20 protein-coding genes are annotated in these 20,026 nt (G+C 60.3%); 3 read left to right on the top strand and 17 right to left on the bottom strand.

Annotated elements, in window-relative coordinates:
- The first annotated feature begins 6 nt into the window (after positions 1 to 6).
- Positions 7 to 471 carry a tryptophan-rich sensory protein TspO gene (gene tspO / locus ACFORG_RS10845; RefSeq protein ID WP_386735452.1) on the top strand — a complete coding sequence of 155 codons (465 nt, stop codon included), beginning with the start codon at positions 7 to 9 and terminating at the stop codon, positions 469 to 471.
- Here the strand turns inward: tspO and crtC are convergent.
- Positions 468 to 1,340 carry a carotenoid 1,2-hydratase gene (gene crtC, locus ACFORG_RS10840; protein WP_386735819.1) on the bottom strand — a complete coding sequence of 291 codons (873 nt, stop codon included), beginning with the start codon at positions 1,338 to 1,340 and terminating at the stop codon, positions 468 to 470. The genes tspO and crtC overlap by 4 nt on opposite strands.
- Positions 1,295 to 2,872, bottom strand: coding sequence for a 1-hydroxycarotenoid 3,4-desaturase CrtD (gene crtD / locus ACFORG_RS10835; RefSeq protein WP_386735451.1), 1,578 nt, complete (start codon positions 2,870 to 2,872; stop codon positions 1,295 to 1,297). The genes crtC and crtD overlap by 46 nt, the downstream gene beginning before the upstream one ends.
- A gap of 93 nt (positions 2,873 to 2,965) precedes the next feature.
- On the opposite strand from crtD, the gene ACFORG_RS10830 reads away from it, so the two are divergent.
- Entirely contained in the window at positions 2,966 to 3,835 is an 870-nt protein-coding gene (locus ACFORG_RS10830) for a polyprenyl synthetase family protein (RefSeq protein ID WP_386735450.1), read from the top strand.
- A gap of 1 nt (position 3,836) precedes the next feature.
- Positions 3,837 to 4,964 carry a methyltransferase gene (locus tag ACFORG_RS10825; protein ID WP_386735449.1) on the top strand — a complete coding sequence of 376 codons (1,128 nt, stop codon included), beginning with the start codon at positions 3,837 to 3,839 and terminating at the stop codon, positions 4,962 to 4,964.
- 69 nt (positions 4,965 to 5,033) lie between these two features.
- Here ACFORG_RS10825 and ACFORG_RS10820 read toward each other — a convergent pair whose 3' ends face one another.
- The 15 genes from ACFORG_RS10820 to ACFORG_RS10750 form a co-directional block, all read right to left on the bottom strand.
- Positions 5,034 to 5,729 carry an RraA family protein gene (locus ACFORG_RS10820; RefSeq protein WP_386735448.1) on the bottom strand — a complete coding sequence of 232 codons (696 nt, stop codon included), beginning with the start codon at positions 5,727 to 5,729 and terminating at the stop codon, positions 5,034 to 5,036.
- The gene (locus tag ACFORG_RS10815; RefSeq protein WP_386735447.1) at positions 5,726 to 6,421 is read right to left on the bottom strand and encodes an alpha/beta fold hydrolase; all 696 of its coding nucleotides are present in this window, start codon (positions 6,419 to 6,421) and stop codon (positions 5,726 to 5,728) included. The genes ACFORG_RS10820 and ACFORG_RS10815 overlap by 4 nt, the downstream gene beginning before the upstream one ends.
- Positions 6,418 to 7,542: a cobalamin-independent methionine synthase II family protein gene (locus tag ACFORG_RS10810; RefSeq protein WP_386735446.1), complete on the bottom strand. Its 1,125-nt coding sequence runs from the start codon at positions 7,540 to 7,542 to the stop codon at positions 6,418 to 6,420. The genes ACFORG_RS10815 and ACFORG_RS10810 overlap by 4 nt, the downstream gene beginning before the upstream one ends.
- Positions 7,543 to 7,605: 63 nt before the next feature.
- A complete protein-coding gene (locus tag ACFORG_RS10805) occupies positions 7,606 to 8,568 on the bottom strand; it encodes a cupin (protein WP_386735445.1) in 963 nt (320 codons plus the stop codon).
- Positions 8,569 to 8,717: 149 nt separating this feature from the next.
- Positions 8,718 to 9,707 carry a nuclear transport factor 2 family protein gene (locus tag ACFORG_RS10800; protein ID WP_386735444.1) on the bottom strand — a complete coding sequence of 330 codons (990 nt, stop codon included), beginning with the start codon at positions 9,705 to 9,707 and terminating at the stop codon, positions 8,718 to 8,720.
- Positions 9,704 to 10,723, bottom strand: a complete 1,020-nt coding sequence (locus ACFORG_RS10795; protein ID WP_386735443.1) for a LacI family DNA-binding transcriptional regulator — start codon at positions 10,721 to 10,723, stop codon at positions 9,704 to 9,706. Before ACFORG_RS10795 ends, ACFORG_RS10800 begins: the two co-directional genes overlap by 4 nt.
- Positions 10,723 to 11,487: an SDR family NAD(P)-dependent oxidoreductase gene (locus ACFORG_RS10790; RefSeq protein WP_386735442.1), complete on the bottom strand. Its 765-nt coding sequence runs from the start codon at positions 11,485 to 11,487 to the stop codon at positions 10,723 to 10,725. The genes ACFORG_RS10795 and ACFORG_RS10790 overlap by 1 nt, the downstream gene beginning before the upstream one ends.
- Positions 11,487 to 12,539, bottom strand: a complete 1,053-nt coding sequence (locus ACFORG_RS10785; RefSeq protein ID WP_386735441.1) for an ester cyclase — start codon at positions 12,537 to 12,539, stop codon at positions 11,487 to 11,489. The genes ACFORG_RS10790 and ACFORG_RS10785 overlap by 1 nt, the downstream gene beginning before the upstream one ends.
- Positions 12,540 to 12,603: 64 nt before the next feature.
- Complete coding sequence (hisD, locus tag ACFORG_RS10780) at positions 12,604 to 13,935, bottom strand: histidinol dehydrogenase (RefSeq protein ID WP_386735440.1); 1,332 nt, start codon at positions 13,933 to 13,935, stop codon at positions 12,604 to 12,606.
- 10 nt (positions 13,936 to 13,945) lie between these two features.
- On the bottom strand, positions 13,946 to 14,476 hold the full coding sequence (locus ACFORG_RS10775; protein WP_386735439.1) for an ester cyclase: 531 nt from the start codon (positions 14,474 to 14,476) through the stop codon (positions 13,946 to 13,948).
- Between the two features lie 130 nt (positions 14,477 to 14,606).
- Positions 14,607 to 15,626 carry an ester cyclase gene (locus ACFORG_RS10770; protein WP_386735438.1) on the bottom strand — a complete coding sequence of 340 codons (1,020 nt, stop codon included), beginning with the start codon at positions 15,624 to 15,626 and terminating at the stop codon, positions 14,607 to 14,609.
- Between the two features lie 2 nt (positions 15,627 to 15,628).
- Positions 15,629 to 16,510 (bottom strand): carbohydrate ABC transporter permease, encoded by an 882-nt coding sequence (locus ACFORG_RS10765; protein WP_386735437.1) that lies wholly within the window; start codon positions 16,508 to 16,510, stop codon positions 15,629 to 15,631.
- 10 nt (positions 16,511 to 16,520) lie between these two features.
- Positions 16,521 to 17,552, bottom strand: a complete 1,032-nt coding sequence (locus ACFORG_RS10760; protein ID WP_386735436.1) for a carbohydrate ABC transporter permease — start codon at positions 17,550 to 17,552, stop codon at positions 16,521 to 16,523.
- A gap of 65 nt (positions 17,553 to 17,617) precedes the next feature.
- Positions 17,618 to 18,862 carry an ABC transporter substrate-binding protein gene (locus ACFORG_RS10755; RefSeq protein ID WP_386735435.1) on the bottom strand — a complete coding sequence of 415 codons (1,245 nt, stop codon included), beginning with the start codon at positions 18,860 to 18,862 and terminating at the stop codon, positions 17,618 to 17,620.
- Between the two features lie 97 nt (positions 18,863 to 18,959).
- Positions 18,960 to 20,012 carry an ABC transporter ATP-binding protein gene (locus ACFORG_RS10750; protein WP_386735434.1) on the bottom strand — a complete coding sequence of 351 codons (1,053 nt, stop codon included), beginning with the start codon at positions 20,010 to 20,012 and terminating at the stop codon, positions 18,960 to 18,962.
- Positions 20,013 to 20,026: the final 14 nt, after the last annotated feature.

Raw genomic sequence — 20,026 nt, 5'->3', positions numbered from 1 at the left:
GATCGCATGATCTGGATCCTGTTTGCGATTTTCCTCGCCGCGTGCTTTTCGGCAGGCGCTACCGGCGCGATGTTTCCGCCGGGTGAGTGGTACAAGCAATTGAACAAGCCAAGCTGGACACCACCGGATTGGCTGTTTCCGGTTGCATGGACTACGCTCTATCTCTGCATGGCCTATGCCGGCGCGCGCGCTGCCATCGAGCCGGAAAACGGCCTCGCCATGGCGCTGTGGGCATTGCAAATCGCGTTGAACACGCTTTGGACACCCGTGTTTTTCGGACTGCGCAAGATCCGGGCTGGCCTGGTGGTGCTGTCGGCGCTTTGGCTTTCCGTTGCGGCCACGTTGATCGCGCTTTGGCAGATCGATTTCATTGCCGGGCTGATGTTCGTGCCTTACCTGATTTGGGTAAGTGTTGCGTGGGCGTTGAACTTTACCGTGATGCGTATGAACCCGGAAGAGGCGGCGGCTTAGTCGAACTTCCAGCGCGCCCGTCGCGGAACCCGGACCGCCAGCATCGGTTTCAACAATGCGGATCGAAAACGACGAAGGTCCAGAGCCTCGTGCACGCCGGTAGTGATCTCGCCGTCTATCGACGTCCGTACAGCGCTTCGCGTGTAAAACGGGGCGTCCAGCATCGGTTTGACCTGATGGGGAGAAAATCCCAAGTCTGCGCGGGTTTCGCGCCTGACCTGCCAGAGCGAACGCTTCAGGGGGGCCTTGGGCGGCGGTGTGACCACTCGCGCAGCCCCGGTGGCGTCGAATCTTACGGCGCATGCCAAGTGTGTTCCATCTCGGCGCGTCGCGTCATAAAAACAAGTGGCACCGCCACGGGTCGGGAACCGGCCCCAAGTCCAATAGGTGAAATCTGCCTCCAGCGCTCGTGTCCCGAAATTCGCGTCGAAATACCCGTGCCCCTGCCATTTCCAGCCGGGTGCGTCGAGATCGACCGAGATGTCGGCACTGGGCGCAAAAGGTCGCCAGATATGGGCTCCGTCCGGGGTAAGGGGCATTTCGACCGCCGTGACCGCATGGGGGTGCAGGCTGATCCGCCCGCGCAATCGCGAAACGAGAGGCGGGGCGCCTATCTCGTCCACATCTATGACCAAGCGGTCGCCTTCCCAATGAAGCGCCGACGGGCCGACGGTGAAAGTGCGCGTACTTTGCCTCAGCGCCGTACGGCCGCGATCAGTCATCGTAAAGCGCCCACCGGGACCATAGGTCGCGACGTTTATGCAGACGTGGTTTTCCGGGTCACGGCGCCCAGACCAAGCGTACCACGGCGAAAAGACTGATCCTATGAACGCGATGATACTGATGGCGCGGCTGCCGTCGGCGCTGATCCCGTCGACATACCACCACGCGTAACCGTCGGGCGGGACGGCCAGCGCAAAGTTCGGTCGCTCAGCATCGTCTCGACCGCGTGCCGGGCGGAGAGGAGTGCCATCGGCACTCCCGCCCCCGGATGCGTCCCGCCCCCTGCGAGGTAGAGACCGGGAATCTTTGTCTTGGCCGTCGGTCTTCGAAAGGCCGCCATCAGTCCGTGCGGGCTCTGCCCGTAGAGGGAGCCTTGGCTGGCTGGGAACAGGCGGTCGAACTCGCGCGGTGTGGTCAGGCCGTCCGGGATCGGATCGAATGTCAGACCGAAGCCCGCCAGTGTATGGAAGCAGCGTTTTTTGCATTCGGTGACCTCCGGTTCATGGGCGGGTAGGGGCGGGGCATTGGCGATGATTTCGAACCGCTCGACGTTTGGTGGCGGTTCCGGACCTCCCCGGTCCATCGCACAGACATAGAGAGTCGGGTCGGGCACACGTCGGCCGTTGGCCAGTGCATCGAATTCGGGTTTGGGATCGGCACGGAAGAAGACGTTGTGATAGGACAGCTCCGGCCCCGCCGCTCTAGCGGCAAAAGCCCAGACATCTGCCGACAGGCTGCGCGCGGCATCACGGGTTTGGGGTGCAACTTGCGAAACCTCGGCCCCCAGTGCGCCGACCGACAAGGCCCTCGGGTCGCCGTTGAATACCACATGGTCGGCCGAGAGTTGCGCGCCGCAGGCAAGGGTCACTCCTGACACACCGTCCGAATTGGTCACGATGCGGGCGACATGGTTGTTGTAGTGAAAGCGCGCCCCTCTCGCCTCAGCCAACTTGGCGAGCCCCTGTGCCAGCCTGTGCATTCCCCCCTGAACGGCCCAGACCCCTGCAACCTCGGCTTGCCAGATGAGAGATAACAGGGAAGGAACATTGTAGGGTGAGCCTCCGACATAGGTCGCGTACCGTCCGAATAGCTGGGCAAGACGCGGATCGTCGAATTGGCTGGTTAGCGATTTCGCGAGTGTCGAGAGCGGTCCCATAGCAGCCACGAGTTTCGGCCTGCTCAAGCAGTGCATGGCAAGAGAGAGCGGCGTGGGTGAGGCCGTTTGCATCATTGGCCCATCAAGTCCCTCGAACAAGGCACGGGCACGAGCACTGAATTCCGCGAACTGCCGTGCTGCACCGGCTCCGGCAAAGGCGTGGATCGCCGCAAGGTTCTTTTGCGCGTCATCCCAAAGATCCAACCGGCTGCCGTCCGGCCAGAAATGCCGGGCGATCAACGGTAATCGCTTGAGTGAAAGGTGATCATCAAGAGATTCACCCAGAGCCGCAAACAGATCCTCAAGCACAGGTTTGAGCGTCAATACGGTCGGCCCGGCGTCGACCGGTCCCGCAGGCGAAGCCACGACCCGCATCTTGCCTCCGGGTGCGTCATGGCGCTCGACAACTGTTACATCGGCCCCGATATGTGCCAACCGACACGCAGCGGCGAGGCCGCCAATGCCAGCCCCGACGATCACGACATGCGGTCTAAGCGTGCCTTGATGTGCCGTCTTTGTCATAGCTCGATTATTGACAGAACGCGTCAAGGTGTCCAATCTAATTTACACATGTCAATCAAGACAGGGTTTACACTTCCTGTGGAGGAGGCTGCCATGCCATTGACGCAAAGGATCGAAACCGCTGTCAGCGATGCGCTGCAACTGAGCCAGGCCGAGAGCGCCCCGGCCCAGCTTTCAAGCGCACTGGTTTATGCGACCACGCCCGGAGGTGCACGGATCCGACCGACCATCCTACTTTCGGTTGCCGCCGCTTGTGGCGACGACCGACCCGAACTCGCCAACGCGGCAGCCGCAGCGCTGGAGCTTATTCACTGCGCCAGTCTCGTCCACGATGACCTGCCTTGTTTCGATGATGCCGATATCCGGCGCGGGAAGCCGTCCGTACACCGCGCATATTCAGAGCCGTTGGCCGTGTTGACCGGCGATAGCTTGATTATCCTCGCCTTTGAGGTGTTGGCTCGGGCAGGGGGGCGTGACCCCGGCCGCGCGGCGCAACTGGTGTTGTCGCTAGCGCAACGAACCGGAATGCCCGGAGGGATCTGCGCGGGGCAGGGTTGGGAAAGCGAAAAGACAATCGATCTCGGTGCCTATCACCGCTCCAAGACTGCGGCCTTGTTCATGGCCGCAACGGAAATGGGTGCAATTTCGGCAGGACACGCGCCGGAAGAATGGCGCGACCTTGGTGCTCTGATCGGCGAAGCTTTCCAGGTCGCTGACGATTTGCGTGATGCTCTGCTTGACGCGGAAAGCCTGGGTAAACCCGTTGGTCAGGATGATTTGCACGGTCGGCCGAACGCGGTTGCCGAATTGGGGGTAAAGGGCGCGGTTGATCGTTTGAAGCAAATCCTGTCCGGAGCGATCGCGTCGATCCCTTCATGTCCCGGCGAGGCTGCTCTGGCACGCATGGTCAGCCACCAGGCGGAACGGATCATGCCCGCCGTACCTGCCCGGTACCGGGCCTGACATGGCCGCGACCCAGCACCTGCGCCGTCGAGGAGGTCTGAATACGCTGGTCCCACGTCTTGTCGCGCGTACGAATGTCCTCGAATGGGCCGCTCGCCTGCCTTTCGGTCGTGGAATGGCCCGCCGCGACGGTGCCGAAATCTTTGATGTTCTGCAGGGCTTTGTTTCGTCGCAAGTTCTCTCGGCGCTGGTAGAATTGGACGTTTTCTCGGTTTTGCTGGACGGGCCTGCAACTGCGGTCGAGTTGTCCCGCGGGACGGGCATCGCAGCGCAACGGATGGAGACGCTTTTGCAGGCGGGCGCGGCGCTTGGGTTTCTTGTACGACGTCGTTCCGCCCGGTTCGGCCTGACCCGCAAAGGGGCAGCGGTACTCGGGGTGCCGGGGCTTGCAGACATGATCCGTCATAACAGAGCCTTTTACCGGGATTTCGAGAACCCCGTCGATCTGCTGCGTGGCGACAGCGAGACCGAGATGGCGCGGTTCTGGCCCTACGTTTTCGGTGGCGGCGACGAAATTCCGTCGGAGGTGTCGGAGCGGTATTCCGACTTGATGGCGCGGTCGCAGGTGTTGGTGGCGCAGGATACGCTGCGCATGGTACGTTTCTCTGGCATTCGCAAACTGATGGATATCGGCGGCGGCACCGGGGTTTTCCTGTCTCAGGTCTTGCGACGTCACAAAAAGATGCAAGGGGTACTTTTCGATCTGCCGGGAGTCATGCCGCTGGCGAAGAAAAACCTCTCGCATATTGGGATGACGGATCGGGTGACTTTGAGTCCGGGCAGTTTCCGGGACGACCAGTTACCGACGGACGTAGATGCCATATCGCTGGTGCGGGTGCTGTACGACCACGACGACGACACAGTGAAAGCGCTCGTGGCTCGCGTCTTTGATGCCCTGCCGCCAGGCGGACGTTTGATCGTTTCCGAACCCATGTCGGGCGGGCGTTCGCCCGATAGGGTGACCGACGTGTTTTTTGCATTCTACACCATGGCTATGCAGACTGGGCGAACACGCTCGGCAGAGGAGATCAGCACGCTTTGTCGAAACGCGGGGTTCATTGATGTGAAGGCTCCCCGCGCTCCGCGCCCCTACATCACGGGTGTCCTGACTGCGCGAAAACCGAACTGAGCCGACGTTTCGGTTTCCGCGAGTATTCAGAGGTGGCAGGTACAAGAGGCGCCCCGACGACAGGGCGTATCACGTTCTGGCCGCTTCGAAACGCGCCCACGCCATCTCGAAAGCGTCGAAATTGAAACCTTCTTGTCGGGCCGGCTCCAGAATGAGCTTTTCCGTTTCCAGAAGCTTCTTGATGGCGAATTCGAGATCGGGGATGACGTCGACGGGGATGACCAGCGCCCCATGACGGTCGGCGTGGACCAGGTCTCCATCCGCAATCCTCAGGCCGAAAACTTCAACGGGCGTTCCGATGTCCCGCACATGTACGAAACCGTGGCTGGGACCGATCGAACCGGCAACTACGGGAAATTCATCCGGTAAGTCGCCCAGATCGCGCATGACGCCGTTGGTCAATGCCCCGCCCATCCCGAAGCCCTTGTGAACCGTCGTGTTGATTTCGCCCCAGTAGGCGCCAATGCAGTTGGGAAAGTCGATATCTTCGACGACTGCGATGGCAGGGCGTGGCCCATTGGACATGTGCCTGTAGTAGTCCATTCGCCGCGTTCTGATCACTTCTGCGGGCTCTTCTGGAGGGCGCAGGGCCGCAATCTTGGCCGTTCGAGCATATCCAACCATGGCGCCGCTTTCAGGAGCGGAAGACAACATCGTGCCGCGGGTGAACGCATCAAACCCTCGTTTGCCTTGGGCAACTTCGATGGCATTGCAGACTGTTGGTGTATCGACAGTCTGCAAAAGGTTCAGAAGGGATTCGTTCATACTTGCTCCAGCCAGCGGGAAAGTGCCGCTGTCGTTTTTTCAGGTTGTTCGAGTGTTGGCAGATGACCGGCGCCCTCAATGATCACCAGTTCGCTCTGAGGCATCAACCCGTGCATCAATTCGTGCCGCTCCACGGGGCACAAGGCGTCATCCTTGCCGCAAAGGACCAAGGCCGCCCCGTTGAAGGCGCGCAGCGTTTTCGTCTGGTCAGTGCGGTCGCGCAGCGCCTTGGACTGATTGATGAAGACCCCTGGACCCAGATCCATCGCCATGGCCATGCACAGATCAAGGATAGCCGTGCGGTTCGGTCCGTCTGTCAGGTAGTTCGGTTTCATCTCGTCCCGCATGACACGGTGCAGATTACCGGCCTCTGCGGCGGCTATCTGAGGCGCGCGACGTTCCTTGACCTCGGGCCGTTCGGCCAGGGGATTGGTGTCCATGAGGGCCATGCCGGCCACCCGTTCAGGAACTTGCCGCAAGATCTCCATAGCCAGAATGCCGCCCATCGACAGGCCGGCCAGCGCAAAGCGAGGTGGTGCCTGCGCGATCACAGCCCGCGCCAAAAGCTCCATTCTGTCATAGCCGCCAATCGGCATGGTCATCAGGGGGTGTCTTTGGGACATTCCCTCGATCTGCGGGCGAAAAAGCCGCGCGTCGCACATCATTCCGGGTAGTAGGATCAGCGGCGTCATTCTAACAGTGCTGCCCCTTCGGACAAAGCCGCCAGCTTGGCATAGGCGATGTCGGGATCGACGGCGCCAAAACCTGCAAACGTCCCAAAGCCGCAGTCGGATCCGGCAATCACGCGATCACGGCCAACGATGTCGACGAACCGTTCGATCCGCTGGGCGACGACCTGTGGATGCTCGACGAAATTCGACGTGGTATCCACCACACCGGGCACCAACACCTTGTCATCGGGTATCTCGGATTTCCTGTCTCGGAACACGGCCCATTCATGCGCGTGACGCGGGTTCGATGTTTCGAACAGCACATAGCGGGACTTGGTGGACATCAGGGTCGAGAACACCTTTTCCATGCCGATGTCGCAGCAATGGGGACCCTCGTAGTTTCCCCAGCAGATGTGAACGCGAACCTTGTCCTGCGGAACATCGGACAAGGCATGGTTCAACGCATCGACGTGCATGTTCGCGATCTTGACGAATTCGTCGTCGGACAAATCCGCGAACAGCATGTGGCGCGACAGGGCTAGGTCGGGACAGTCCAACTGCAGGTCGAGGCCGGAGGCAACAATGGTTTCATATTCCGCTTTCATCGCATCAGCCAAAGCGGCCAGATAAGCCTCGCGGGTCTCGTAGAAATCGTTCTGCAGAAAAAGCGAAATCACACCAGGCGAAGCCGCGTTCATGAACCCTCTTTCGACCCCGTGCTCGGCCATGGCCGCCTTGAGATTGTCGATGTCCTTTTGCAGTTCCCCCTGACCTTTCGAGCGGACCTCTCCCACGCACATGGGGCGGGCGTATTGCGGCGTGCCGCCGTCATCCGCGAGACGCTTCAGGTACCCCGGAAACATCTTGAGGTCGGCCGGTGCGTTGCGCGGGCTGTCACCCGCAAAGCCGGTGTAGCGGTCCTTGACATAGGTTGCATAAGAGATCTTGGAGGTTTCTCCGTCCGACACGATATCGACGCCGGCCTGAACCTGTTTCGCCACCGTCTGAGAGACAGCCGTAGTCATGCAATCGTCAAAAGCGGCCTGATCGAAAGGCTCTGCCCGTTCGCGCGCAAAGATGAAGTCGACGACCTCTTGGCTGCGTGGCAGGCTTCCAACGTGGGTGGTTGCAATGCGGGTCATGAGTTCGCCTCGCTGTTGAATTTGGGTACGCGCCCAGCCTTTGCGGGCCTGGCGCCATTCCGTTTACGCACCAGTCCAGGTTGCCCCGGCCGGATCGTTGGTTGCGGTGATACGGTAAAGACCTGCGTTGCCGGTCATCGACGGTTCGACGCTGTAGCGTTCCCCCGGCAGAACCAAGGCCGTATCGCCGTTGGACAGCGTGGCCTGAACCTCGTTGATAGTAACGCGCCAGTGGCCGCTGGCGGGCATCAGAACAACGGGTTTTTCTGCCGCGACTTGTTCGGTCACGGAGGAACCTCGACCCAGGAAGTCGACCTCGAACCCCGGTTTGTCCTTGATGACACCATCTTCGCCGATGACCTTGACCGGCTTGTTCGCGGCCAGGGCCATAAGGTCCCAATAGCGGGCGACATACTTGCCGATCACGTTTTCAACCGGAACCTCGGGATAGGCCTTCAACTGTTCCTCCGTGAGCAGCGGCATGGGCTGCACGTTATGTGGCAGATCCTGACCCTTCTTCGTGTCGTACAGAACACCATTGTTGCCAAGCTTCAGGCCATGTGCCTGTGCGTCCTCGATCACCTGCGGTGCCCATGTCACGCCGCCGCCGGCATCGTCACCGCCGAGGATCGACATGATCATTCCGTAATCCTGTCCGACATTCTCGAAGCCGCGGAATATCCCGGTCGGGATGTTGAAAATGTCGCCTTCCTCGGCGATGAACTCGCCCGCCGTGCCGTAGCGGCCCCAGAAGAAACGCCAGCGGCCCTTGGCGACGAAGAAAACCTCGGCCGTAGTGTGGCTGTGCAGTGAGTTGCGGCATTTGGGCGGCTGCCCCGCCGCACCGATGTTGAAGCCTATCTTGTCGGTGATGTGAACGTGCTGGTCGGGGCTTTCAGACACGCCGCCGCCGATGATGGTAAAGTTCTCCTTTTGGTCCGAGCCGGGCGTATGGGCGTCGATGAATGCCGTTTTGCAGGGCTTCAACTCACCGTAGCGAACGATGCGGTCTTGAATGGTACTCATATCCTGATCTCCTTGGGGTTTGGGGGCGTGTTTCAAGGCCCGTTCCCCGGCGGATGATTGTTCAATCGCCGTGCCCGCAAGGACGCACGATGCGTATGGAACCGCTGCGCGCCCTCGCTGGCGTCAAGATATGAAATTCGATCGGTCACTCAGAGTTCGCCGGTTTTCAGCAGGATCTGTTTCCAGATCGCGGTCTCGTCGAACAGGGCCCATTCGCGACGCAGCTTCGGTTCACCGCCGACCAGCGCTCCGAATTCGGCATGACATATCCCAAGTACAAAGACTTCGGCCCCGGTCGGCGTTCCAAAAGCTCCCCAACCTTCGTGAAGGCCATGCAGCGTCCAGCGCAGGGCAGCGCGGGGCGGCATCATCGGATCATCACGTCCTATCGCATGATGAATTCTGAACTCGGCATTCGGAAATGACGCGCGTAGCCCCATCCAAAACTGGTCGGCCCCTTCAAAGCTTAGTGTTTCCTGACCGCCTGGGTAGGACAGGTTTGCGCCACGGTCATAAGCTTCGGGGATTACCGTGAAATCCGCCCCCATGATCCGGGTCAGTATATCCGCATAGCGTTGACCCCACTCATTTTCGTTGCCGGTGCCCTTGTAAGGGCCTGCGACCTCATTGGCAGGGGTGTATGGCGTCACGCAGTTTTCTGGGCCGCCTTCTCGCGCGATAAGGTCGCGGGCGAACTCTTTGGGCTGCCACCCCAATTGCCGGACAATGGCTCCCTGGTCGCGGATTAGCCACTCGTCGTTGATCTGGTTGTCGATGGCGTGGCAATCGGCCAGAATTCGATAGTGCAGCTTCTTCCCGGTCGGCGCGCCGTAGACACCCGGATGAATATGCGTTGCGGTCGAGTGAAGCCGGTGCGACGACAGCATCCCCTCTTCCGGGGTGCCGGACCAGATCACGTCTTCGCCGAACAGCGTCCGGTCCGGGAACTCGGCCAAAGTCGCCATGGTGGCCGCGATCACGCCCTGATTGCCGACTACCACCGATGCAGGTGAACGGACGACGATGTCCGGGGCGTAGTAGTCGTGCAACGTGGCAATGCCACGGTCCTCCCAGATCTCCTTGGTGATGCCGATGATGTAATCTGGGAAATCCTTGAACTTGGGATCAAATCCCTTCATTTGTTCCATCCTTCGGGTATGCGGGCTGATCCTCGCAGGATCAGGGGCCCGTCTATTTGAACTTTGCGCGGTGCCGCGTTGGGATTTTCTATCTTGCGAAGCAGGATCTCGACAGTTTCAGCCACCATTCTGTTCGCGGGCTGTCTGACGCTCGTGAGGTCGTAGGCAGGCCAGGCGGCGGCTGGCACATCGTCGTAACCGACGACCGAGACGTCTTGGGGTATGTTCAGCTTCAACTCGAAACGCAGGCAATCTGCCACGGCCAAGGCCATGTGGTCGTTCGCGACAAAGACCGCATCCGGCGGATCGTCGGCGAACATGCGCAGCGTCGCGTCACGCGCCTCGTCCATGCGGAAGTTTCCCACTTCGCGGGCAAATGGCTTGACACCTGCTTCGGCCAGACCCTGCAGGAACCCGGCCTCGCGGTCACGCTGGGTCGAGGCGCCTTCCCACCCGGCAATATAGCCGATCTTGCGGTGGTCGCCGGCCACGAGGAACTCGGCCACTTTCCGGCCGCCGGCGATATTGTCCGAGGTGACGGCCGACATGTTCGGGTCATCCTGCGACCGGTTGAAAAGTACCATCGGCACGCCCGCAGCACGGCACCTTTTGGACAGGTCAGAGGACATGGCGACAGAAGCTGCGATTATGCCATCGACCTGGTAGTCCAGGATCTCCTCTACCACCGTGTCGATATTGCCGGCCTGATGCGAGGCCATGAAGACGAGTACATGGTAGCCCTTGGCCTGCAAGGCATTTGATAGCTTTTCCAGCACGTCGGGGTAGAACTGGTTTTCGAGATAAGCCATGACCACGCCGATGATCCGGCTTTTCCCAGAGACAACGGCCCGTGCAAGGGCATTTGGGCGATAGCCCAGTTCGGCCGCGGCCTTGCGCACTTTGGCCGCGGTTTTTGGCGAGGCCGAGGCACCGGGCGTGAAAACGCGGGAGACCGCCGATTGGCTTACGCCTGCACGTTTTGCAACCTGTGCCGATGTGACCTTTGCCTGCGTCATCAGTCTGCCGTCCAACCTCCATCGATCATCAGGGACGAGCCGGTGATCAGGGCCGCCGACTCGGAAGCAAGGAAAACGACGGCGCCCATGACATCTTCGACGTTGCCGGGGCGGCTCAGCTTGATCTTGTCCATGATCCAGGCGGCACGCTCGGGGTTGTCGAAGGTCGATTGCGTCAGCGGCGTCAGGATGAAGGTGGGGCAGATCGTGTTCACCCGTATCCCTGCCTTGCCCCATTCGATCGCCATCGCCTTGGTAAAGCCCTCGACCGCGTGTTTCGTGGCGCAATAGACGGCGCGGTCAATGCCGCCCACATGCGCCATCTGGCTGGAGATGTTGATCAGTGATCCGGGGCGACCGGCTTCGATCAATCCTTTGGCCACGGCTTGCGTAAGGAAATAGGCCCCCTTGACGTTCAGGTTCGCAACAACGTCGAAATCGCCTTCCTCAGTTTTCATCGCAGGCCCATGCCGCGCCAGACCTGCGGAGTTCACCAAGATATCGAATGGCCCATGTTCAGCCACTGCCGCCTTGGTAACGGCGACGTTGGATATGTCGAGTTCGAGTGCCTCCGCCCGCCACCCGCGGGCGGTCATTTCTTGGACGATGTCACGCAATATGTCGCCCGACCGGGCAGCGAGTGTGACGGCCGCCCCATGTTCGGCAAGCGCGACGGCGCAGGCTAGTCCGATACCGGAAGAGGCACCGGCCACCAGTGCCCGCTTGCCCGAAAGATCAAAGCCAGGGGATTTCGGCAGATCCATCATACGTCTCCCACGGGGAAGGGGATCGAACCGCGGACTCGGACCTTGTTGAACTCGCGCAACCGGGCAAAGACATCGACCCCCAGCTGTCGATAGGCATCGAGAATATCGACCATGACCCAGTTCTCGCGGATCTTGCCATCCTTGATCCGCCAGAAATCGAGCGACCGCATCGTGATCTTCTTGCCCGAGGGTGCAATGCCCATCCAACCGTCATGGGTGACGGTCTGAATCATGTTTGGCCACCCGGTCACCGCGGCGTAATCTCCGTCGCCGAAGAAGTGATAGGTGATCTCGTCCACGTATTTTCCGCGGTCGGGCATGCCGTTCAGGAAAGGTATCTGGTGCCAGTTGCGGAAGCCCGCGATGCCACGGCCCGTGCCGATCCCCGCCGGTCCGTACCAGTTCATCTTTTCGTGCCAGAAGCGCGGCATTTCCATCACTTCGGGCCCGCCCTGGCTGGGATGCTTTTTCATATGGGCAAGCATGTCGATGATGTGCTGCTGGGACGCACGCGAACGCTCTTCGTCCCAGGGGCCTTCTACGATGCCGTCAAGCGTTGCCGGTCCGGGTATGCAGAATTCGCGCCCGAGGCTAGGCGCCATCGGCCAGGCGTTGGCCTGCATCATCACCTCAGGGATGTCCCACAAGGTCTGGATTTCGACGACCTTTCCACCCTCGAACCGGTAAAACTCGTGAAAGCGCATATGGGTCAGGTGCCCGGTGGGCGGGATGTCGAGCCAGGGCGCAACGAAGGTTCCGACGTAATGGCCGCCGCAACCGATCCAGTCAGCGCCAAATTCGTCCGGGCCGCCCATGACGATCCAGTCGCGCCGTTCAAGGTCAGGCATGGCGGCCAAAAGCGGTGCGTAGCATGTATCATACAGCGCCTGTGGGCCGGTCATGTCGTTCAGGGGCCACGGCATGTGGATCGTCGCATCCGGGGCGATCAGCGCGTCGAGTGCCGCGCGCACTCCACTTTCATCAAAGTCGTACATCGCGGCACGCATTGGCGCGATCAGCGCCTTGTTCTGGGTGTGAATGTCGCTCATTTCTTGTCTGGTCCAAAATTTCGGAAAGGGGCGAGGGGTCATGCTCCCCGCTCCGGAGTTCAACTCACTCTGCGGCTTCGTGGTATGGCGCGCCCTCGCCGTAGGGCACGTTGATCCCACCGTAGCGGCGCACGCGGATGTTGCATTGCTCGGCATGGCCGACGAAGCCTTCGAGCATGCACAGGCGCGAGCCGTACTCGCCAATCATGGTTGCCGCCTCGTCGGTGGTGACTTTCTGATAACTGTGCGTTTTCAGAAACTTGCCGACCCAGAGCCCGCCGGTGTAGCGGCCGGCTTTCTTGGTGGGCAGTGTGTGGTTCGTACCGATCACCTTGTCGCCGTTGGCCACGTTGGTCCTTGGTCCGAGGAACAGCGCGCCGTAGGAATGCATATTCTCAAGGAACCAGTCGTCGCGATCGGTCATGACCTGTACATGCTCCGAGGCGATGTCGTTGGCGACATCCAGCATCTCGTCATAGGTGTCGCAAACGATCACCTCGCCATACTCGTCCCAGCTGACCCTCGCGGTCCCTGCGGTCGGGAGAATACCCAGGATGCGATCGATCTCGGACAGCGTGTCCTCGGCCAGCTTGCGCGCGTTCGTGATCAGGACGCAGGGGCTGTTATAGCCGTGTTCGGCCTGGCCCAAAAGATCGGTGGCACAAAGCTCGGCATCGGCCGCCGTCTCGTCCGCGATCACCATCGTCTCGGTCGGGCCGGCAAAAAGGTCGATACCCACCCGGCCAAAGAGCTGGCGCTTGGCTTCGGCCACGAAAGCATTGCCGGGGCCGACCAGCATGTGCACGGGTTCGATGCTCTCGGTGCCGATCGCCATTGCGCCGATCGCCTGAATGCCGCCCATGACGTAGATCTCATGCGCGCCGCCAAGGTGCATTGCGGCGATCACCGCCGCATTGGGCTTGCCCTGGAAGGGAGGGGTGCAGGCGATGATCCGCGGCACGCCGGCAACCTTGGCGGTCGCCACAGACATATGCGCCGAGGCGACCATCGGGAACTTGCCGCCGGGCACGTAACAGCCGACCGACTGCACCGGGATGTTCTTGTGGCCGAGAATGACGCCGGGAAGTGTTTCGACCTCGATATCAAGCATCGAGTCGCGCTGTGCCTGAGCGAATTTCGTCACTTGTTCCTGCGCGAACTTGATATCGGCCAATTCTCGGTCGGTCAGTGAGGCGATCAACTCGTCGATCTGTTGTTGGCTCAGGCGAAAGCTTTTGGGGGAATAGTTGTCGAATTTCTCCGACAGGTCCCGAACGGCCGCATCGCCGCGCGCTTCGATATCCGTCAGCGTCGCTTCGACCACGGCGCGGGTCTTGGCATCGTCTTCGGCACGGTCAGCCTCGGGCTTGCCACGTTTCAGGTACTCGATGGTCATGGTCTTATCCTCAGTTTCCGGGGCGCGGCGGGATTTTCTCACCGCGATCAAATGCTTCCCAGCCTTCACCGTTGAAAAGATCAACGCCAAGCTGGGCGGCGACATGGGCAAAATCGACATTCACCCAGTTGTCGACGATCTTGCCGTCGACAACTTTCCAGAAGTCCATGTAACGGATTTCGACTCTCTTGCCGGTGGGGGCGATCCCAAGGAATTCGCCCGAATGGGTGGCTTCCTGGCGGCCGAATGCGGCGGCCCATTCGCCCATGTACAGGCGGGCCTCGTCTATGCAGGTCTTGTCGGAAAACGCCGCCTGAAACGGGCGCTGCCAGTTGTTCTGAAACTCTTTCAGGCCGGTCTTCGTGCCGCAGCCCTGGTTGCCCATCCAGCGAAAGCCCTGGGTGAAGAATTCGCCGATATCGTCGATACGGTGATCGTTCAGTCCGTCCACCATCGCTTCGATGACGGCGCGGGTTTCGTCGGTCTTGGTCATGTCCGTGTCTTTTGTCAGCACGGCCTGTTCCGGGCGGGATCCTTTCATTATCTTGTCCTTTCAGATCGCCGGGGGAGTGTCTGGGTGAACGGGGCATTGCCGCCCGTAACCAGAAAATCCCTGGGCATCCGATTGAGCGCCGGATGCCGCCCCGAGGCGCTATGTCTGAAGTTCGAACTCATGCCGCGGCCTCGTACCCTGTCTTGGCGGGCACCCGCCCAAGCACATCGAGGCCGAGTTGTGCATAGAGATCGAGGATATCGACCATCACCCAGCATTCGCGGACCAGCCCGTTTTCTACGCGCCAGAAATCGAGGCTCCGGCGCGTGATGCGGCGGCCCGTTGGGGCGAGGCCCAGAAAACCATCGCCCGAATGCACTGCTGTTCCCGAAGGCCAGCCCGTGAAAGCGACAAGGTTCTGATCGCCAAAGAAAACACCCTCCTCAAGGTGACGGGTGTTCTCGGACAGTCCTTCTCGAAACTGACGGAAGATCCGGTTCGCTATCCCCGAATGCCCCCGCGCGGTGCTCAGGCCGGTGGGTCCATACCAAAGCGCGTTGTCGTGCCAGTAGCCGCCGAGCCCCCGTTCGGGAGTGTCGGCGGTGCCCTGTTTCAAGTCGTGCAGCATGTCCCAGACAAGCTGCACGGACGCGTTGGCCGTATCCGCATCGAAGGGCAAATTTCCAATGCCCTGACCATCGGCGGGGCCGGGGCACATCCAGTCGACGCCAAGTTGTGGCGCCATGGGCCAGACGCCAGCCTGAACCATGATCTGCGGGATGTCCCACAATCCCTCCATCTCGACGATCTTGTCATCCTCGACGCGCAGGTATTCTTGGTAGCGCATGAAAACTGGCTTGTTGCAGGCGGGGATGCCGAGCCACTCACCTGTCAGGCAGCCGACAATATTGCCGCCCAGACCGACCCAGTTGCCAGCCTGTGAATTCCCCCACCTAGGACCGGCCATGACAATAAAATCACGGCGTTCCATGTCAGGCATCGCAGCGAGCAGCGGTGCATAGACCCGGTCCCAGAGGTCTTCGGCGCCGGCCACGTCCTGAAAAGGGTAGCCAAGCCGTATCTTTGCGTCGGGTGCAACGGCCTCCAGGATCGCGGCCTTGACCTGGTCGGCATCACAACTCGCAAACGCCGACCGCAGCTGCGCGATGAGGGTCTTGTTGTGGTCGTGGACCGACATCATTACCCTTTCACCGCACCAGCCGTCAGGCCCGATACGATCTGGCGCTGGAAGAACAGGATCAGGATGAAGAGCGGCGCAGTGGCCGAGACCACGGCAGCAACCGCGTACATCACCTTGCCTTCGACCTGCGTGGTACCCATGAAGCTGTTGATCGCAGGAATGATGGTCTCGTTTTCCTCGCTCAGCAGCATCACGGCCACGGTGAAGTCGTTATAGGCCAGCAGGAAGCTGAACAAACCGGTCGTTATGACCCCAGGCCACATGACCGGAACGATCACATGCCGGAAGGCTTGAAACCGGGTGCAGCCATCGACCATGGCGCTTTCGTCCATGTCCTTGGGAATGTTCTTGAAGAACGAGTGCAGCATCCAAAGCGTGAAGGGCTGGTTGATCGCGACAAGCACGATGATGGTGGTCGGCAGGATACCCCAGACGTTCCACTCGAAGAACCACAGCAGGTAGCCGGAAACCAGGGTCATGTGGGGCATCGCGCGGAAAACCAGCGCCGCCATCAGGATCCAGAAGGCATAGCGGAACCCTGACCGCGCCAACGCGTACCCACCCAGCGTTCCGAAGGTCAAAGAGATGACAACGGTGAAGAACACCACGATTCCAGTGTTCTTGAAGTTGAACCAGAACTCTTCTTCAACCCAGGCACCGTAATAGGCGGCCCCGGTGAAGGCGCTTCCGGTCTGCTCGATCGTGTTGGTGCCGCGCAGCGCGTTCATCCAGTCCGCTTTGGACAGAAAGTCGGCCTGAACCTTGAAGCTGCCCCAGAACGTCCAAAGGAAAGGGAACGCGGCGATGATCAGCCAGAGCAACACGAAGGCATAGGAAAACGCCTTGAGCGGGGTCATGCGGGATTGAGCTGCAGTTGCCATGAGCGTTTCCTCAGTGCGATTTGCGGGTGAAGTCGCGCCAGGTGCGGACCAGTACAGGTGTCATCAGGATCACCACGAGAATGATCGTCAGAAGCGAGGTCGCGCCTGCCGATGCGTAGAGCGGATTGCCGCTTTCGCGGAGGTCATTGAAAATGATCCAGCTGAGCGATCTGGCATGGGCTTCGGCGGAGAAGCTCACGATCGGTTCGAAGACACGGAAATTGTCCATGATCAGCATAAGCGTCACGAAGGAAACGAGCGGCATCAGGTGAGGCACGATGACGTGGATCAGGCGCTGCCATTTCGTGGCCCCGTCGATCTGAGCCGCTTCCATCGTGTCTTCGGGTACTGTCTGAAGACCGGCATAGAAGGTAATGAAACTGAACGGCAGGGTATGCCACACCCCGTAGACCATCAGCATGATCCACATCAGCGGCGTGGAGGCCTTTAGGCTGAGCGACGGGTCGTCGAATAGCTTCTGGATCGTAGCACCGATCACGCCGTCTCCGTCGACCATCCAGAACAGGATCAAGGAACCCACAAGCGGCGTGACGAGAAACGGCAGCAACGAGATGAAGATGGCAAGGCCCTTGAGCATGCGCGGCAGGTTGTTGACGCCAACGGCAATGGCCATCCCCAGGACAAGAACCAACGGTGTGACAATGAAAGTGTATGTCAGCGTGAACGTCAGCGCGTTGTAGAAAGGCAGGTTGTAGACCTGCCCCCAGAACTCGCCCATGGTTTCGGACGTTGACCAAGCCTCGCCTATGTCCGCGATAGCCAGATGGGACCGGTTGAAATAGGTGTTCAGACCGTTGAATTTGCCCAGGGGTTGCTCTTGACGAAGCTTTTCAGTCGCTTCGACGTCTACCGACGTCGTGGGAGTGCACCCGAAGGGGCCACAACTCTCGGATTCGATCAAGACCTGTTCATGGGCGACAAACAGGGACTGTACGAAAACCGACAGGATTGGCAGCGCAATGAAGAGGATCATCGCGGAGAGCGTCGGCAGTATGAACCAGAAAAAGGTACGGTGCTTCATGACGAACGTCCCCGTCGGCAGCGTTTGGGAGACGGAGACTCCTGCGAGCCTCCGTCGGAGGGGTTTTACTGAAGGAAGCCGGCTTCCTTGGCAGCGGTGACGTAGGCAGCTTCGACATCTGCCAATGCTTTCTCCGCGCTTTCATCGCCCTTCAGGAAATCGGCGAGTTCGGATCCCAGCGCGTTGTGCATGAGACCGATCTGCGGGATCATCGGATAGGGTTTGGCGCCGCCCTGCGCCGTTGCGGCGACGCCTGCTGCAGCGGCACCCGGCTTGAAACCTTCGAGCAGCCAGACCGCGTCGTCGTTGTTCGCAGCGACCATTTCGGGTGTCAGCGCGCTTGCCAAGGCTGCGAAGGTTGCTTCTGCCTCTTCGTCCGACACGTTGGTCGAGATGGTGAAGCCATCCCACCAAAGGGTTGCGCCGGGCGTGCCGCCGGATTCAACCGAAGGTGCGGCCGAGAGCACCGTGTTCGACGTCACTTCCTCGCTCGATCCTTCGTCGTCAAGGATCGGAGCGCCACGCGAGCCCCACATGATGCCAAGTGCGGCCTGGCCCGCTTCCCAGAGTCCCTGGGTCTCGTTCGAAGCTTGCGTCAGATGGTCAGGGTGCGCGTATTCAACCAACTCTTTCAACGTGTTCAGGGCGGCGACACCTGCAGGGCTGTTGATGGCGGGTTCCGCGGTCCCCGGCTTGAAGAACTCACCGCCATGCGCAAGGAAGACGAGGTTGAAGGATTCGCCCACGTTCCAGCCGGTTTTCATGTTCATCACGATCGGATGTTCCATTATGCCCGCGTCGCGAATGGCCTTTGCCGCGGCGATTACCTCGTCGTAGGTCGTCGGGACACCGTCGATACCAGCCTGTGCAAGAATGTCTTTGCGAGAGAACAGGTGTTGCGAATTCGCCATGAACGCGACGGCCATTATGTTGCCGTCGATGGTGATCATCAGGTTCTTGGGCAGGTTCTGGCCGTATTTCTCGACCAGGTCGTTCAGCGGGCGGACCAAGCCGTCATTCATCAACTGGGTGAGGGTGGAGTTTGCAACGATGACCGAGGTGTATTCCGCCGGGTTCGGTGTCAGCGCAGCGTTCATGATCTGGCGCGCTTCGGTGGTGTGGTTGCGGCTGAATTCGGCGGCAGCTTCGCCGCAATTGGCTTCGGCGGCGTCAGCCACGGCGTGGATTGCCGGGAAGTCACTGGCAAGAATGCGGATCGACTGACCCGACGGCCCGCAATCGGCCGCATATGCCGCGGTTCCCAAAAGGCCGGTCATGGCCCCCGCGATGGCGATCTTCTTCAGAAACATCTCTATCTCCCTGTTTCCTTGAGTGTCGGGTGCGCCTTGCAATCACGCACCGTCTGTTGGCCCCGCCACCTTTGGAACGCAGGGCCGAATTTGATCGTCAGGCGCCAAGCCGTTCGCCTGTCCTGGCGTCGAACAGGTGGCAAATGCCTGCGGGAACCGAGAGCGATACGGTATCGCCAATCTCGGATCGGAAGTCCTTGGGCGCACGCACGGCGATCAACTCACCACCGATACGCACGGTGACCATCGTCGCGTCACCGAGAAGTTCCAGCGTGTAGATCGGTGCAGTGATCTCGTGATGCCCTGCGTCGCCAAGGCCGGCATCTTCGGCCCGGAAGCCCAGAGTGACCGGTCCATCTGCGGCGGTAAGCCCCTCGATACGAACGTTTTCAGCAACGAAGGAGCCGTTTTCCATTCGACCACTCACCAGGTTCATGGCCGGATTGCCGATGAAACTGGCGACGAACGTGTTGGCCGGCGTGTCGTATATCTCGGTCGGGCTGCCGACCTGTTGGACGATGCCTTGTTTCATCACGACGACGCGATCGGCCAGCGTCATCGCCTCGATCTGGTCATGCGTCACGTAAATCGTCGTGACGGCGAGTTCGTGGGACAGGTTCTTGATCTGCGCGCGCGTCGAGACCCGTAGCTTGGCGTCCAGGTTCGACAGCGGTTCGTCCATGAGGAAGACATTCGGTTCGCGCACGATGGCACGGGCAAGCGCGACCCGCTGGCGCTGTCCTCCCGATAGCTCTGCCGGTTTACGGTGCAGGAAATCATCCAGTTCGACCATGGCCGAGGCGCGGCGCACCTTTTCGTCGTGGGTCTTGGGATCAATGCCGCGAACCTTGAGCGGAAAGCGGATATTCTCGTACACGTTCATGTTCGGGTAAAGCGCGTATGACTGGAACACCATCGCGACATCACGGTCCTTGGGTTCCATGTCGTTGACGCGCTTGCCGTCGATCAGGATATCGCCTTCGGTCGCGTCTTCAAGGCCGGCGATCATCCGCATCGTTGTCGTCTTACCGCAGCCCGACGGCCCCAGGAGAACCAGAAACTCCTTGTCGGCGATGGTCAGATCGAAGTTATCGACCCCGACGAACGAGCCCCAACGCTTACCCACGTTGCGGAGTTGGATTTCTGCCATGAGGTCCCCCTGAA

Origin of the sequence: Lutimaribacter marinistellae (genome assembly GCF_042648365.1) — a bacterium.
In the GTDB taxonomy this organism is placed as follows: domain Bacteria; phylum Pseudomonadota; class Alphaproteobacteria; order Rhodobacterales; family Rhodobacteraceae; genus Lutimaribacter_A; species Lutimaribacter_A marinistellae.
Note: the sequence above shows the minus strand (reverse complement) of the source record. Positions and strands in the feature narration are given on the sequence as shown.

Coding starts and splice junctions, on each gene's coding strand:
- ACFORG_RS10795 (WP_386735443.1), bottom strand. CDS start 10,723: ATGACGCAGGCAAAGGTCACATCGGCACAGGTTGCAAAACGTGCAGGC.
- ACFORG_RS10785 (WP_386735441.1), bottom strand. CDS start 12,539: ATGAGCGACATTCACACCCAGAACAAGGCGCTGATCGCGCCAATGCGT.
- ACFORG_RS10825 (WP_386735449.1), top strand. CDS start 3,837: ATGGCCGCGACCCAGCACCTGCGCCGTCGAGGAGGTCTGAATACGCTG.
- ACFORG_RS10765 (WP_386735437.1), bottom strand. CDS start 16,510: ATGGCAACTGCAGCTCAATCCCGCATGACCCCGCTCAAGGCGTTTTCC.
- ACFORG_RS10830 (WP_386735450.1), top strand. CDS start 2,966: ATGCCATTGACGCAAAGGATCGAAACCGCTGTCAGCGATGCGCTGCAA.
- ACFORG_RS10800 (WP_386735444.1), bottom strand. CDS start 9,707: ATGAAGGGATTTGATCCCAAGTTCAAGGATTTCCCAGATTACATCATC.
- ACFORG_RS10815 (WP_386735447.1), bottom strand. CDS start 6,421: ATGACGCCGCTGATCCTACTACCCGGAATGATGTGCGACGCGCGGCTT.
- ACFORG_RS10770 (WP_386735438.1), bottom strand. CDS start 15,626: ATGTCGGTCCACGACCACAACAAGACCCTCATCGCGCAGCTGCGGTCG.
- ACFORG_RS10805 (WP_386735445.1), bottom strand. CDS start 8,568: ATGAGTACCATTCAAGACCGCATCGTTCGCTACGGTGAGTTGAAGCCC.
- ACFORG_RS10750 (WP_386735434.1), bottom strand. CDS start 20,012: ATGGCAGAAATCCAACTCCGCAACGTGGGTAAGCGTTGGGGCTCGTTC.
- crtD (WP_386735451.1), bottom strand. CDS start 2,872: ATGACAAAGACGGCACATCAAGGCACGCTTAGACCGCATGTCGTGATC.
- ACFORG_RS10820 (WP_386735448.1), bottom strand. CDS start 5,729: ATGAACGAATCCCTTCTGAACCTTTTGCAGACTGTCGATACACCAACA.
- tspO (WP_386735452.1), top strand. CDS start 7: ATGATCTGGATCCTGTTTGCGATTTTCCTCGCCGCGTGCTTTTCGGCA.
- ACFORG_RS10760 (WP_386735436.1), bottom strand. CDS start 17,552: ATGAAGCACCGTACCTTTTTCTGGTTCATACTGCCGACGCTCTCCGCG.
- ACFORG_RS10775 (WP_386735439.1), bottom strand. CDS start 14,476: ATGAAAGGATCCCGCCCGGAACAGGCCGTGCTGACAAAAGACACGGAC.
- ACFORG_RS10790 (WP_386735442.1), bottom strand. CDS start 11,487: ATGGATCTGCCGAAATCCCCTGGCTTTGATCTTTCGGGCAAGCGGGCA.
- hisD (WP_386735440.1), bottom strand. CDS start 13,935: ATGACCATCGAGTACCTGAAACGTGGCAAGCCCGAGGCTGACCGTGCC.
- ACFORG_RS10810 (WP_386735446.1), bottom strand. CDS start 7,542: ATGACCCGCATTGCAACCACCCACGTTGGAAGCCTGCCACGCAGCCAA.
- ACFORG_RS10755 (WP_386735435.1), bottom strand. CDS start 18,862: ATGTTTCTGAAGAAGATCGCCATCGCGGGGGCCATGACCGGCCTTTTG.